This window comes from Streptomyces rimosus, assembly GCF_008704655.1.
GTDB classification, from domain to species: Bacteria; Actinomycetota; Actinomycetes; order Streptomycetales; family Streptomycetaceae; genus Streptomyces; species Streptomyces rimosus.
Genome location: NZ_CP023688.1, coordinates 2,848,229 through 2,862,273 on the forward strand (window position 1 = coordinate 2,848,229; position 14,045 = coordinate 2,862,273).

General features: G+C 72.9%; 11 protein-coding genes and 1 pseudogene. 4 read left to right on the top strand and 8 right to left on the bottom strand.

The features are described from left to right. Nucleotides 1-39: 39 nt before the first annotated feature. The 7 genes and pseudogenes from CP984_RS11555 to CP984_RS42020 form a co-directional block, all read right to left on the bottom strand. On the bottom strand, nucleotides 40-3,108 hold the full coding sequence (locus CP984_RS11555) for a helix-turn-helix transcriptional regulator (RefSeq protein ID WP_003985993.1): 3,069 nt from the start codon (nucleotides 3,106-3,108) through the stop codon (nucleotides 40-42). Between the two features lie 113 nt (nucleotides 3,109-3,221). After that, nucleotides 3,222-3,401, bottom strand: coding sequence for a hypothetical protein (locus CP984_RS11560; RefSeq protein WP_032922004.1), 180 nt, complete (start codon nucleotides 3,399-3,401; stop codon nucleotides 3,222-3,224). 243 nt (nucleotides 3,402-3,644) lie between these two features. Continuing rightward, entirely contained in the window at nucleotides 3,645-4,283 is a 639-nt protein-coding gene (locus CP984_RS11565) for a hypothetical protein (RefSeq protein WP_003985992.1), read from the bottom strand. Between the two features lie 131 nt (nucleotides 4,284-4,414). Next, nucleotides 4,415-6,697 carry an MMPL family transporter gene (locus CP984_RS11570; protein WP_003985991.1) on the bottom strand — a complete coding sequence of 761 codons (2,283 nt, stop codon included), beginning with the start codon at nucleotides 6,695-6,697 and terminating at the stop codon, nucleotides 4,415-4,417. Nucleotides 6,698-6,997: 300 nt separating this feature from the next. Further along, nucleotides 6,998-9,097 carry a phosphocholine-specific phospholipase C gene (locus CP984_RS11575; protein ID WP_003985990.1) on the bottom strand — a complete coding sequence of 700 codons (2,100 nt, stop codon included), beginning with the start codon at nucleotides 9,095-9,097 and terminating at the stop codon, nucleotides 6,998-7,000. A 228-nt stretch (nucleotides 9,098-9,325) separates the two neighbouring features. Continuing rightward, complete coding sequence (locus CP984_RS42015; protein ID WP_003985989.1) at nucleotides 9,326-10,090, bottom strand: hypothetical protein; 765 nt, start codon at nucleotides 10,088-10,090, stop codon at nucleotides 9,326-9,328. A gap of 284 nt (nucleotides 10,091-10,374) precedes the next feature. Then, nucleotides 10,375-10,611: pseudogene (locus tag CP984_RS42020) on the bottom strand (helix-turn-helix transcriptional regulator); the annotation flags it as partial. A 20-nt stretch (nucleotides 10,612-10,631) separates the two neighbouring features. On the opposite strand from CP984_RS42020, the gene CP984_RS41250 reads away from it, so the two are divergent. From CP984_RS41250 to CP984_RS11605, 4 genes are all read left to right on the top strand, one after another. Continuing rightward, entirely contained in the window at nucleotides 10,632-11,111 is a 480-nt protein-coding gene (locus CP984_RS41250; protein ID WP_003985988.1) for a hypothetical protein, read from the top strand. Beyond that, the gene (locus CP984_RS11595; protein ID WP_003985987.1) at nucleotides 11,108-11,383 is read left to right on the top strand and encodes a DUF7848 domain-containing protein; all 276 of its coding nucleotides are present in this window, start codon (nucleotides 11,108-11,110) and stop codon (nucleotides 11,381-11,383) included. The genes CP984_RS41250 and CP984_RS11595 overlap by 4 nt, the downstream gene beginning before the upstream one ends. A gap of 110 nt (nucleotides 11,384-11,493) precedes the next feature. Next, a complete protein-coding gene (locus CP984_RS11600; RefSeq protein WP_226048647.1) occupies nucleotides 11,494-11,901 on the top strand; it encodes a glycine-rich domain-containing protein in 408 nt (135 codons plus the stop codon). Between the two features lie 30 nt (nucleotides 11,902-11,931). Next, nucleotides 11,932-12,192 (top strand): hypothetical protein, encoded by a 261-nt coding sequence (locus tag CP984_RS11605; RefSeq protein ID WP_003985985.1) that lies wholly within the window; start codon nucleotides 11,932-11,934, stop codon nucleotides 12,190-12,192. Nucleotides 12,193-12,239: 47 nt separating this feature from the next. Here the strand turns inward: CP984_RS11605 and CP984_RS11610 are convergent, their stop codons facing one another. Further along, nucleotides 12,240-13,844 carry an FAD-dependent oxidoreductase gene (locus CP984_RS11610; protein ID WP_030179071.1) on the bottom strand — a complete coding sequence of 535 codons (1,605 nt, stop codon included), beginning with the start codon at nucleotides 13,842-13,844 and terminating at the stop codon, nucleotides 12,240-12,242. Nucleotides 13,845-14,045: the final 201 nt, after the last annotated feature.

Sequence of the window (14,045 nt, forward strand, 5' to 3'; positions counted from 1 at the left end):
CGCCCGGCCCGCCCACACCGCGCCGCCTACCCCGCGCCGCTACCCCGCCGCCTGCTCCGCCGGGGCGAACAACCGCAGCCGATGAGCCATCGCACCCGCCTCCCCGCGGCCGGAGACGCCCAGCTTGGCCAGGATGTTGGAGACATGGACGCTGGCCGTTTTGGGCGAGATGAACAGCTCGTCGGCTATCTGGCGGTTGCTGCGCCCGGCCGCGACCAGGCGCAGCACGTCCCGCTCCCGTGGGGTCAGGCCGAACGTCTCGACGGGCGGTACGGCGGCGGGCCGCGCGGCCTCCCATTCCGGCCGCGCCGCCAGCGGTATTCGGGCGCGCTGGGCGAGCCCTTCGATGCCGTCGGTGAGCGACCCGGCACCCATCTCGCGGGCCGCCTCGCGGGCCTGGACGAGCAGCAGCGCGGCGGCCTCGCGCGGCGTGCGGCCCTCCAGTCCGTCCGTCGCCCGCGCGGCGTCGTGGAGCAGCGCCTCGGCCCAGCGGTAGCAGGCCACGGCGAGTTCGTACGGGCGCTCCACCTGCTTGAAGGCGGCTACCGCGGCGGCCCATGCGTCCGGCGCCGCGCCGTCTTCGGCGCGCAGCAGCTCGGCCTCGACGGCGCGGCCGTACGCCGCCCAGACGGGGGACACGGCGGGCGTGCTCTTCGCGGCCTGCTGGATGCGCGCGAGGGCGGCGGGCCGCTCCGGCTCGGCGGCGGGCAGGCCGCGCAGCTCCGACTCGGCGGTGGCCGCCGCCCACAGCAGCGGCCAGACATAGCGCTGGGTGCCGGGCGGGAAACCGCTCTCCATGGCCTGCCGGAGGATGTCGCGTACGTCCGCCACGCGGCCCCGGGCGGCGGCGATCTCCAGGGCGTACCGGGCGAGGGGGATGTAGTGCTGCGGTTGCGGGTCGTGGTTGCCGTAGTGCTCGCGGGCCACGGTCAGATTCCGCTCCGCGCGGTCCACGTCGCCCTCCTTCAGGGCGAGGTCCGCGAGGCGGTTGGTGGCCAGGGCCCGGGAGCGGGCGCTCAGCGAGCGGCGGCGGGCGTCCAGGGCCGCTTCGCGCGCCTGCTTCCAGCGGCCCAGTGACTGGAGGGACTCGGCGCGGTTCCCGCTGACCCAGCTCGTGCTCTCCTTGAGGCCGTAGTGCTCGGTGAGCGCGAGGCCCCGGTCCGCCACCTCGACGGCTTCCGTGGAGCGGCCCACGCCTTCCAGCGCCGAGGAGAGGTTGATGTGCCCGCGGGCGACCACCGAGGAGCAGCCGCGGGCCACCGCCCGCTCCAGGACCGCACGCAGCTGCTCCAGTCCGCCCTCCACATCGCCCGAATCGACCCGCAGGCCGGCCAGGGTGACCAGCGAATTCAGCTCCTGCTCCGTGTCGCCGACGAGCCGGGCCAGCTCCACGGCGCGCTCGGCCGTGGCAAAGCTCTCGGAGCCGGGGGTGTGCAGCATCGCCCAGGTCGCGGACTGGGCGAGCACCGCGGCGTGCACGGAGGACGGCGGCAGGCCGCGCACCAGCTCCTGGGCGCGGGCCAGTTCGGCCCAGCCGTCGCCGCGGCCGGTGCCCTGCACGAGGCGGGAGCGCTGGAGCAGGAACCACGCCGTGCGCAGCGGGTCCTTCTCCGCGTCGAGGGAGCGCAGGGCGCGCTTGGTGATCGTGAAGGCGCGCTCGGTGTCCCCGGACAGGCGCGCGGCCACCGCGATCTCGGCGAGCAGGTCCATGAAGTGCAGCGCGTCGTCGTCGCAGCCGCAGGCCGGGTACGCCTCGGCGTAGTCCGCCGGGCGCACGGCGCGGCGGACCTCCTTGGGGGCGTCGTCCCACAGCTCCAGGGCGCGGTCCAGCAGGCGCAGCTGCTCCGTGTAGGCGTGGCGGCGGCGGGCCTGGACGGAGGCGGCGAGCACGGCGGGCAGCGCCTTGGCCGGGTCGTGGGCGTGGTACCAGTAGCTGGCCAGGCGGGCGGCGCAGGTCTCGGCGCGGACCAGCGAGGGGTCGGCCTCCAGGGCTTCGCCGTACCGGCGGTTGAGGCGGGTGCGCTCGCCGGGCAGCAGGTCGTCGACGACGGCCTCGCGGACCAGGGCGTGGCGGAAGCGGTAGCCCGTGCCGTCCCGGTCGGGCACCAGGGTGTTGGAGCCGACGGCGGCGCGCAGCGCCTCGATGAGGTCGTCCTCGGGCAGGCCGCAGACGGCGGCGAGGAGTTCGTGTTCGACGGTGGAGCCGCCCTCGGCGGCCACCCGCACGACCCGCTGGGCGTCCTCGGGCAGCGCCTCGACGCGGACGAGCAGCAGGTCGCGCAGCGGGTCGCTGAGCCCGGTCAGGCAGCCGTCCTCGATGCTGCGGGCCAGCTCCTCCACGAAGAAGGCGTTCCCCTCGGAGCGCTTGAAGACCCGGTCGACCAGCGCCTCGTCGGGGTCGCGGCCGGTGATGCCGGCGATCTGGGTGCGGACCTCGGCGCGGGTGAAGCGGGCCAGTTCGACGCGGCTGATGGTGCGCATACGGTCGATCTCGGCCAGGAAGGGGCGCAGCGGGTGCCGGCGGTGGATGTCGTCGGAGCGGTAGGTGGCGACGAGCAGGATGCCGGCGTCGTTCAGGGCGCGCAGCAGGTAGGAGAACAGCTCCCGGGTGGAGCGGTCGGCCCAGTGCAGGTCCTCGATGACCACGACGAGCGGCCGGTGGGCGGCGAGGCGCTCCAGGAGCCGGGCGGTCAGCTCGAAGAGGCGGGCGCGGCCCTGCTCGTCGTCGCGGCCGTCACCGGCGGTCTCGCCGAGCTCGGGCAGGATGCGGGCCAGTTCGCCCTCCTGGCCGGCGACGGCGGCGGCCAGTTCGCCCGGCAGCTGGGCGTTGAGCAGGCGCAGGACCGCGGAGAAGGGGGCGAACGGCAGGCCCTCGGAGCCGATCTCGATGCAGCCGCCGATGGCGGCCAGGACGCCGTCGGCCCGCGCGGCGGACGCGAACTCCTCGATGAGCCGGGTCTTGCCGACCCCCGCCTCACCGCCGATGAGCAGCGCCCGGGGCTCGCCCGTCTCCTTGATACGGGCGAGAGCGCCGCGCAGCGTGTTCAACTCGCTGCCACGGCCGACGAACACCGGACTGACGGACCTGGTTTCCACGTCGCTGAGCATCGCACAGGGGTCTGACAACGCGGGAGTGGTCATGGTCACGCGCGACGGCTCCCGTGGCCCCGGTCGGGCCGCGGGAGCCGTGGCGATGGAGCAGCGCACGGCCGGCCGGCTGATCATGCGGCCTCGGTGAACCGGTCGGGCCGGCCGCTCACCCGCCTTTCGGAGCCGTTGTCCCTGGACTCGGCCCGGCGCGCGCGGCGCGCCTTGCGGGCCTCGTTGGCCAGCCGCTCCCGGTCGGCCTGGCGCCGCAGTTCCTCGTAGCGGACGCGGAGTTCGAGTTCCCCGTAGAACATGGTGTGCTCCCTGGTTCAGGCTTTGGCACGGTGACACCTGGTGGCGGTGTCCTGTTGACGTGCTCCAGCCTGCTCGCCCAGGGGGGCGGCCCGCATCGGGCAGGTTCCCGATCTCGCGGGGTGCGGGGGCCTTAGCCGCGCGGGGCCCCGGACCGGCCGTTCCTTAGACGGCCGCGTACGGCCTTAGGGAATGCCGGATTCCGGGGCCCCGCTGGGGCTCGCGCCCTCAGGAAGAACGGCTCCTTAGGAACCGGGGGTGCCGGCTCCACCGCTCTTGGGCAGCGTGGGCAGGCTCGCGAACAGGTCGAAGTACATGCCGGCGGAGACGATGATCCCCAGCACGCCGAGGGCCAGTCCGCCCCAGGCCACGGCCCGTACCCAGGCCGGGCGGGTACGGGTGAGGACCAGGCCGGCGACCACCACGGCGAGCAGCGCGAACAGGCCGTTGACGAGGGCGTGGGTGTGCCAGGGGGCGCCGTAGACGGTGCCGATCTGGTCGGTGGCCTTGCCGGTCTGCAGCTTGATCTGGCCGAGCAGCGTCTGGCGCTCGGCCAGGACCGTGCCCATCCAGGTGCCGGTGAGCGAGGCCAGGCCCAGCCCGGCGGCGACGACGGCACCGGCGCCGGACGCCACCGAGCCGGTCGCGGTGGCGGCGGCCGGCGGCACGTCCTCCTCGGCGTCCTCGGGTTCCTCCCGGTCCTCGTCGGCGTCGGCGCCGCGCGGGGCGTCCTCGTCGACCGCGGCGCCGGCGGCCGGTCCCCCGTCCGCCTTCTTGGCCTCGGGAGCCTCGGACGTGCCGGTGGCCTCCGTCGTACCGGGGGTCTCGGCGGCCTCGGCCGCCTTCGTGTCGTCGGTGCGCGCTTCGGTCTTCGTCGTGTCCATGGGCGCGACCGTAGGTGCCGCGTCTGAGAGACATATGAGAACGCCCGTGACGCAAGGGAAACCGGCCACGTCGGTGTACGTACGGGCCGTCCGGGGCGCTCGAGCGAGCCCGCCCGCCCCGGTCCCGCCCCTCACCGCCGTACGAGCTTCCCGTCGCCCCGCCGCGCCCCCGGGACGGCAAGCGGAACCGCAACCGGAACCCCGGCTCCGTCCGCCCCGGGGTCCGGCGCCGTCCCGTGTTCCGGGCCCCCTTCCGCTTCCGCTTCCGGCGGCTCGATGCTGATCCGCGGCAGCCGCCGCTCCAGCCACCCCGGCAGCCACCAGTTCGCGCCGCCGAGCAGGTGCATCAGGGCGGGCACGAGCAGGGTGCGCAGGACGAAGGCGTCCAGGGCGACGGCGGCGGCCAGGCCGATGCCGAACATGGCCACGATGCGGTCGCCGCTGAGCACGAACGCCGCGAAGACCGCGATCATGATGACCGCCGCCGAGTTGATCACCCGGCCGGTCTCGGCCAGCCCGACCCGTACGGCGCGGCAGTTGTCGCCGGTGCGCCGCCACTCCTCGTACATCCGGCTGACCAGGAAGACCTGGTAGTCCATGGAGAGCCCGAACAGCACCGACACCATGATCACCGGCAGGAACGGCTCGATCGGGCCCGCGCTGCCCAGCCCGAGCGGTTCGCTCCCCCACCCCCACTGGAAGATCGCCACCACGATCCCGAACGAGGACGCGACGGCCGCGACGTTCATCGCGGCGGCCTTCAGCGGTATGCCGATGCTGCGGAAGGCGAGGAGCAGCAGGACGCAGCCCAGGCCGATGACGGTGCCCACGAAGAGCGGCAGTTTGCCCACGATGACGGCCGCGAAGTCGTCGTAGCTCGCGGTCACCCCGCCCACGTGGACCTTCATGCCGGTGCCCTCGGCGGCCTTCGGCAGCACCTCGTCGCGCAGCCGTTCCACCAGGTCGGAGGTCTGCCGGGACTGCGGGGAGCCGTCCGGTACGACGGTGATCACGCCCGTGCTGCCGCTGCCGTCGAACTCCGGGCCCTGGACCTGCGCCACGCCCGGCGTGCCGCGCAGTTCGGCCGGCAGCCGGTCGAAGGCGAGCCGGTCCTTGGCCCCGTCGAGGTCGCCGACCAGGGACAGCGGCCCGTTGGAGCCCGGGCCGAAGCCCTTGGCGAGCAGGTCGTACGCCTGGCGGGTGGTACTGGTGGCGGGGTTGTTGCCCTGGTCGGAGGTGCCCAGGTGCAAGGAGAGCGTGGGCAGCGCCAGCAGCAGCATGAGGGCCGCGGCGGCCGCCCCGAGCAGCTTGGGATGCCGTTCTACGAAGCCGGACCAGCGCGCGGCGAAGCCCGCGGGCGGCTCGGGCAGGGGCCCGTCGGCGGCCAGCCGCCGCCGTTCGCGCCGGCTCAGCGCCCGCTCCCCGATCACGCCGAGCAGCGCCGGGAGCAGGGTGATCGAGGCGGCGACGGTCAGGACGACGGTGAGCGAGGCGGCGAGGGCGACGCCGTTGAGGAAGCCCAGCCGCAGCACGAACATGCCGAGCAGGGCGATGCACACGGTGGCCCCGGCGAAGACCACCGCGCGCCCGGAGACGCTGACCGCGCGCTCGGCGGCCTCCCGTACGGTCAGGCCGGATTTCAGCCCTCTGCGGTGCCGGGTCACGATGAAAAGCGCGTAGTCGATGCCGACCCCGAGGCCGACGAGCATGCCCAGCATCGGGGCGAAGTCGGCCACCGTCATGGCGTGGCCGAGCAGCGCGATGCCCGCCGAGGCGGTGCCCACGCTCACCACCGCCGTGACCAGCGGCAAAAGGGTGGCGGCGAGCGATCCGAAGGCGAGGAAGAGGACGACTCCGGCGGCCGCGAGGCCGATCGCCTCGGCGAGGTGGGTCCCCGAGGACTCGGTGACCGCGATGCCCGCGCCGCCCAGCTCCACCTGGAGTCCGTTGCCCTCGGCGGCCTTGGCGGTGTCCACCACCCGCTGGACCTGCGCCTTGTCCAAGTCCTCGGCGCCGTCGGCGGGGGCGTCGAAGGACAGTTCCGCGTACGCGGTGTGCCCGTCCTGACTGATCTGGCCCGCGCCCTGAGGACCGTACGGACTCTGTACGGACGCGACCCCGGGCAGCCGGGCGATCTTGTCGAGGGTCTGCTGGAGGTCCTTCTGCACGGCGCCCGCGCGGACGGTGCCGGACGCGGTGTGCCACACGATCGTGTCACCGCCCCCGGCCTGGTCCGGGAACGCCTTGGCCAGCAGGGCCCCGGCCTGCCCGGATTCGGTTCCGGGGACTTCGTAGCGGTCGGAATAGGCGGAACCGGCGGCCCCGGCCGCGGCGGCGGCTCCCGCGAAGGCGGCGAGCCAGAGCACGATCACGACGATGCGGCGCCGCAGGCACCACCGGGTCAGTGCGGTCATGAAGCTCTTCGTCTGCTTCCCGGGTCAGGCGCCGATGTCTCCCGGGGTGTACCCGTGGTGCCGAACGCGTAATGGAGGGGGAAGCACGGGACCGCCGCCTGCCGACGAAGGAGCGACGGGCCCGTACCTCTTGCAGAGTGACAGCAGGAAAAGATCCATTGACCCTTTTGTGGACTTCCCCACAAAGGGACCGGGAAGCGGAACTTCGGCCGGGGATCACCGGGCGACCGGAAGGCGACCGGTGCCGACCGGGAGGGGCCCGGTCCCGCCCCGGAAGTATCCGGGCCCGCCCGCTCCCGGTCAGCCGGTGATCGATTCCTTCCCGTTCTCGATGTGCCCCATGAAGCGGCGGTGGAAGGAAGCGTCCTGCGCGACGGACAGGTCCAGGTCGTACCAGCCGTGCGCGGCCGCCGCGGCGTGTGCGACGGTACGGGTGCTGCCCGCCCGTACCGTGACCGTGCGCGGCTTCGCGTCGCTGTACGCCAGCGGCTTCAGCGTGAAGGTGAGGTCCGCGCGCCCCTTGTTGACGAGCGTGAGGTGCAGCTCACGCCGGTGCGCGTCCAGGCGGGTGCTGATCCGGACCGCGGCGGCCGCGCCGGCGGCCGTGCCCGCGTGCTCGCGCCGGAACCCGTTGGGGCCCGTAAGGGTGAATCGGTACGCGCCGTCCTTGACCGGCACCTCCCAGTCGGCCCGGCCCAGCACGTCGCGGTGCTGCGGCGTGCCGTACTCCCCCGCGTACGGGTACAGCGCGAAGTGCGCGCTCGCCCGGCCGCTGTTGCGCACCGCGAGGCGGAAGCGCTTGCCCTGCGCGTCGTAGGCGCCGTCCGCATCGGGCTGGTACGGCAGCGGGCGCGCGGGCCGGGTGCCCTCCTCCTGGCGCGGCAGCTGCTGCTCGCGCGGCGGGCGCGGGGACCAGCGCCCGCTGAACGGCGGGATCGCGCCGGGCTGCTCGACGGCGGGCTGCCGACGCCCGCGCGAGAAGTCGAAGGCAGTGGTCAGATCGCCGCAGACGGTGCGCCGCCAGGCGCTGATGTTGGGCTCGCGCACGCCCGTCCAGCGCTCCAGGAAGCGGACGATGGAGGTGTGGTCGAAGACCTCCGAGCAGGCGTAGCCGCCCACCGACCAGGGCGAGATGACCAGCATCGGCACGCGTATCCCGAGCCCGGTCGGCTTCCCGTCCCAGAACTCGCCCTCCGTGCCCTGCGGCGGGACCGGCGGTGGCACGTGGTCGAAGAAGCCGTCGTTCTCGTCGTACGTGAGGAACAGCGCGGTGTGCCGCCACACGTCCGGGTTCTTGCCGAGCGCGTCGAGGACCTTGTAGACGATGGTGGCGCTGGCGACCGGCGAGGACGAGCCGGGGTGCTCGGAGTCCGCGGCGGAGGGGACGATGTAGGACACCTCGGGCAGCTTGCCCGCGGCGACGTCCGCGGCGAAGGCGGTGGCGGTGGAGCCCGGCTCGCCCCGGCGCAGCGCGCGCTCGAAGAGGCTGCGATCGGCCGCGCCAAGCGCCCGTACGCCTTCCTCCAGCAGTCCCTGCAAGCGCTTGCGCTCCGCTTCCCCCGCCGCGGCGACCTTCCCGTAGAAGGCGGTCATGTTCTGCACGCCGCCGCCCACCTTGGCGAGGGCCTTCTTCATGACGGCCTTGAAGGTGGCGAAGAACTCCAGGTTGTTGTCGGTGAAGTTGTCCCACTCCTGGTAGACGCGCCAGCTGTGCCCGGCCTTCTCCAGGCGCTCGGCGTACGTGGGCCAGGCGTAGCCGGGGTGGGTGTCCTCCGCGTAGGCGTCGTTGCCCACCGCGCGCTTGCCGGAGCCCGGCTCGGGCCCGGTCCAGCCGCTGACCAGGTGGTTGCGGTTGGGGCTGGTGGAGGAGTGGATCGAGGAGTGGTAGGCGTCGCAGACGGTGAAGGTGTCGGCGAGCTCGTAGTGCAGGGGGACGTCCCGGCGGTCGTAGTGGGCCATGGTGGCGGCAGTCTTGGCGGTGACCCAGTTGTCCATCCACCCGTCGCGCCACGCCTTGGCGCCGCCGGACCAGTCGTGGTTGAGCGCGCCGATGTACTGGAGGTCCTTCTTCTGGGCCGCCGCGGCCTCGCGTACGGAGAAGGGCAGCACGGTCCCGGCGCCGCCCGTGCCCGGCTGCTCGAAGACGCTGCGGCCGTTCGGCAGCCGGACGGCGTTGCGGTCGGCGTAGCCGCGTACGCCGCGCAGCATGCCGAAGTAATGGTCGAAGGAACGATTCTCCTGCATCAGCACCACGACGTGCTTGATGGCATCGAGCCCGCCCCGGCCACGCCCGTGCCCGTGTCCGTACCCGGCCGCGGCCACGGGCTGCTCCGCCGCCAGCGCCTGCTGGAGCGACGGCGGCAGCAGCGATGCGGCGGCGGCCGCCGCGCCAACCCCCATGACCCGTCTGCGAGATACCTCGGATACCACGCTCGACCTCCCAGTCGACTGCCCACGGTCGGGCAATGGTTCACCACCGGCCCATTGGCCGGGGCGAGCGGGACGGTAGTGGAGCTTCGTGGCGTCCGATAGGTATCGGGGTGACAAGTTCGGGAACAGATGGGTCCGGTTACGGGGGTGGGGCGACCGGTGATTCCAGTGCGGGCCGTGGTGTCGCGGCGGGGGCGCTCATGCGGCGCCGTCAAGCACCGCCCGAACTTCGGGAACGTCCCCGTAGCCCTCCAGCCGCTCCCGTACGACGCGGACCCGCTCGGCCGTGCGGTCGCTGGTCATGGCCCCGCTCAGCATGATGACCCGCTCCGCTGTCGCTGCCGCCTCTTCCGGTTCGTTGGCGTCGGCCAGGGCGATGGCCAGCCACGACAGGTACAGGGCGAGTTCCCGGGTGTGTGTCGTGTCGTACCGGCTGAGCACGTCCCGCAGCAGGGGCACGGCCCGTAGGGGGCGGTGTATCTCCGTGTAGACCCAGCTCTCCATGACTTTCAGTTCCCCGGCGTCCACCCAATACAGGTAGGCGGGTGACTCGGTCTCCGCACTGTCCTCGGCCAGCGCCTCCCCGGCCTCCCCCAGTGCTCGCATGGCGGGCTGGGTCTCCCCAGCCTTGGTGTGGGCCCATGCCACCCGATCGAGGTACAGCGCGCGGGCCTTCGGCGGCGCATCCGGCCCCACCCCGTCGAGCGCCGCCCGCGCAAGCCGGACCCCTTCAACCTCCCCACCGGTGTTGCTCAGTTGATAGGCCAGCGAACCAGCGAGATTCCCGGCCAGCGTCCGGTCGTCCGCCTGCATCGCCGCACTGATGCCGAGCCGGTAAATACGCTCGGCATCCCCATGCTGTCCGGCGTCACTGGCGATCCACCCGGCGATCTGCGCCAACTCGCCGATCTGCCCGAGGAGAGCACGCCCCACCTCGCCGGAGTGGGTGCCTTCCCGGTACACGCGTACAGCGGCGCGAAGTTCCCGCAGGGCAGGCCGGACCAAGTCGCCTCCGGCCAGTACGTCATCGCGAGCCGGAGCCCGTGCACGCGCTTCTGCAGGTCACCCACCTGCCCCAGACCGACGCGTCGGCCCTCGCGGGCACTGAGCGGGGCCAGCGGATCGCCGTCGGGCAGGAAATCCGACAGGGTCGGCAAAGGCGGCTGATCGAGCCTTTGCGGCTCTTGGAGCACGTCCACGGACACCCCGAGGGCGGTGGCGATGAACGGCAGCCACTGGCGGGGGGTGCGCTTCCCCTGCTCCCACCGGCTGACCTCCTGACGGCCGACCGGTTCGCCCATAACCCCGGCCCCCCGGCAGATCTCACGCGCCAAGCGCCCCTGACTCCACCCACGACGGTCCCGCTCACGCCGGATGTTGGCCCCGATGCGGCTTCCCATGGAGCCAGTCTGGCCGACATCCGGCCTACAGGGGGCCGCTGGTGGCAACGCCGGCCCCGGCGCGACGATCGCCTTACGAAACATCGAGGGGACGGCGATGAACCATGGGCTACGACTGGGCCCCCACCACGGGAACGTACGCGGTGGACACGACGAGCGACAGGATCGGCGAGGTACGCAGGCGGGACGAAGGGGCCGTGTACCTCGTCCCGCCTGGTGGCGGACGGGAATGGGCGGTGCGTCCCGACCACCTGCGCAAGCCCACCGGCGAGGAGCGCGCACGGGCGCTGACCTGGACACGTCCGGTCGTGAGCCGGGCTCGCTCCACGCCCCACCGCGGCTCCCCGGAACCGCCGGTCAACCTGCCCATGCGGGCCCCGTCGCCCGAACCGGTACCGGTCGAGGGCTGCGAGGTGTGCGCGCACGCCGTGGTGTGGCGACGGGCGTACCGGACAGGAAAGGGCACCGCGGACGGCTACACCAACCACTCGGCGGCCCTGGACTGCTCCCTGGAGATCCGTAACCACCCGCACGAGCCGCGCGTGATGGGACTGCCGATCGACGCGCCGGCGGTACGCCCGTGACCCCCCGCAGCGTGATCCGCGCCGTGAAGCACACGATCGGCACGCACCCGCAAAGCGAGATCACCGTATCGGCGTGCTGCCTGACCGGCGGATGCTCGTGGACGCTGACGCCGACCGCCGACCTGAGGGCGGCCGATCTGGCGGCGATGGCACACACGGGCCGTACGGGGCACCCGACGTTCGCCCGGACGTTCCAGGACGTGGCGCTCGTGCGCCGCCTGGAACTGAACGAGGGGCAGGCGGAAATTCCGCCGCTTCCGGCGCCTCATTGAGCGCCACCGACCTCAACGGACAGGCACAGCACATGCACGATGTACGCGCACTACTCACCCCTGCTGCATTCGGGGGCGTCGTCGCAACGGTCATCGACAACAATCCCGGCATGGATGAGGCTACGGCCACTCGGATCGTCGCGGAAGCGCTCAAGTTCGTGGACGCCGCCGCCACATTCCCCACGGTGAAGATCACTCCGTCGCGCGTGGTGGACGAGGGGTGGCATGCGCTGATCCTGCACACGGCCCCGTACGCCACGGTGTGCGAACGGCTCGGACGATTCGTGCACCACTACCCGGAACGGCCGGACCCCGGGCGGCACGACCCGCACGCGCTGACCCGTACTGCGGCCTTGATCGAACAGGCCGGGCACAGCGTGGATGGCGAGCTGTGGACGGGGCCGGCCAAGGCCCTCGTACCGGTTGCGGCGAACTGCTCGCACACCCCGAAGCCGGGCGGCTGCGGCCCCATCAACCCCGGTGGCTGCGGCTCACATGGCGGCGGTCAGGGCAGCTAGGCTGCCGCCCCCGGCAGAGAAGGTGACGGCATGGACGCGGAAGAGGCCCGGCACGTGGACGCCACGCTGAGGCGACTGGGTATCCCCGGGATCGTGGCGCCGGAGAACCCGGACGATACGGCGGGGGCATGGCGCGTGTACGACAGCCTCGATCCCACGGTGCGGAAGGACACCACCCCTGACGTGCTGGCGGCCGTCGTCGCCCAGTTCGGGGAAGCCGACCCGAAACCCCCGCGACGGGCCGACGGAGGGCCCACGCGAGGCTTCATCATCCCGCCCGACGTCAACTGACCACCCGCACCCGGAACCGCCCATGGGCAGCCCGGGTGCAGGCCTGGTCACCCTGCCGGCCGGATCGACAACCCATGCCGGAACTCATCCCGCGGATCCCAACGAGCCTTCACGCGTTGCAAGCGCGCGTAGTTGCCCTTGTAGTACAGCGTGTGCCACGGGACGCCGGAGGTGTTCAGGTTCGGGTCGGCCAGGTCGCGGTCCGGGTAGTTGATGAAGGAGCCGTCGCTGACCGGGCCCGGTACCGGTACGCCGCCGGTGTCCGCGTAGATGTCGTGGTAGAAGGCGCGGAGCCAGGCCAGCGGCTTCGCCCCGGCCGTCTCCTCGCCCTCCCAGCCGGTCATGTAGACCGCCTTGAGGATCGAGTCCCGCTGGGCGACGGCGGTCGCGTCCGGTGCGACGGTGTTGACCTTTCCGCCGTACGAGACCAGCCACAGCGCCCCGGAGATGTTCTCCGACACCGGGCCCGCCAGGTGCCGGTGGAGCGCGGTGAGCTGCCGGTCCGTGTAGCCCTTGCGCAGGTAGCCGCACTTGACCTTGAACGGGGCGGGGTTGGTCTCCTGGACGAGGGCGGCTGCCTCCAGCCAGGGCCTGACCGTGTGCTGGACGGCCGGCTTGGTGCCCGTCCCGCTGCCGACGGCGTCCACGTAGGCGCGCATCCGCCGCTCCGCGTCCGACATGGTGGCGTCCAGGTGGCCCACCAGGGAGAAGGTGCCGGTGTTGCGAGTGCTGAGCATCAGCACGCTGAACAGGTCCGTGTGGGGAGAGTCCGGCGCGCTGTTGTGCTCGTGCCAGGTGCCGTGGTTGCGCACCAGGCGGGTGAAGGCGCGCTCGTCGATGTCCTTCCAGTTCCAGGTCGCGGAGAAGCTGAGGGCGGACGCCGGGGCCTTGGGCAGCAGCCGGGCGGGGTCGTCGCCCTTGGCGGCCGGGTCGCGGAACCAGTAGCAGGTGACGATCCCGAAGTTGCCGCCCCCGCCGCCGGTGTGCGCCCACCACAGGTCGTGATGGGGGTCCTCGGGGTCGCGGGTGGCCACCACGCTGCGGGCCCGGCCCGACCGGTCGACCACGACGACCTCGACGGCGTACAGGTGGTCCACGGAGAGCCCGTACCGCCGCGAGAGCGTGCCGTACCCGCCGCCGAGGACGTGCCCGCCGACCCCGACCTCCGCGGTGGCACCGGCCGGGATGGACACGCCCCAGCCGAGGAACAGGGCGCGGTAGACCTCGCCGAGCAGGGCGCCGGGCTCGACGGCGAACGCGCGGCGGGCGGCGTCGTAACGCACCGCGCGCATGGGCGACGTGTCGATCAGTACGCGGACGGACGGGTCGTCGACGAAGTTCTCGAAGCAGTGGCCGCCGCTGCGTACGGCGATGCGCTTGCCGTCGCGTACGGCCCGCTGTACGGCGGCGACGACCTGTTCGGTGGTGCTCACGACGTGGACGCGCTCGGGCTTGCCGACGAAGCGGCCGTTGCTGCCGCGGCGGGTGAGGGAGGAGTAGCGCGGGTCGTCCGGGCCGAGGGTGACGAGAGGTGTGGAGGTGGCCGGGGAGGCGGGCGCGGCTACCGCGGTGCCCGGCGCCGCCACGGCCGCGGCCGTGCCGCCGAGCGCCGCCGCGCCCGCGAGCAGGGTCCGGCGTCTGACTTCAGGCATGGTCCGCTCCTGTAACTGTGGTGGGGATGACGGTGGTTGCTCAGGGTTCACTCCTCCACCATCGGGCCTGTGCGGCGCCGGGACATCGTCCACGGTGACCACCTCGCCCCTAAGGAGAACGGCGTACGGCCGCGGGCGCCGCCCCTCCCTCAGGAGGGCGTGCGGGAGGCCCGCATCGTCCGCGGGAACGGTTCTCCCCAC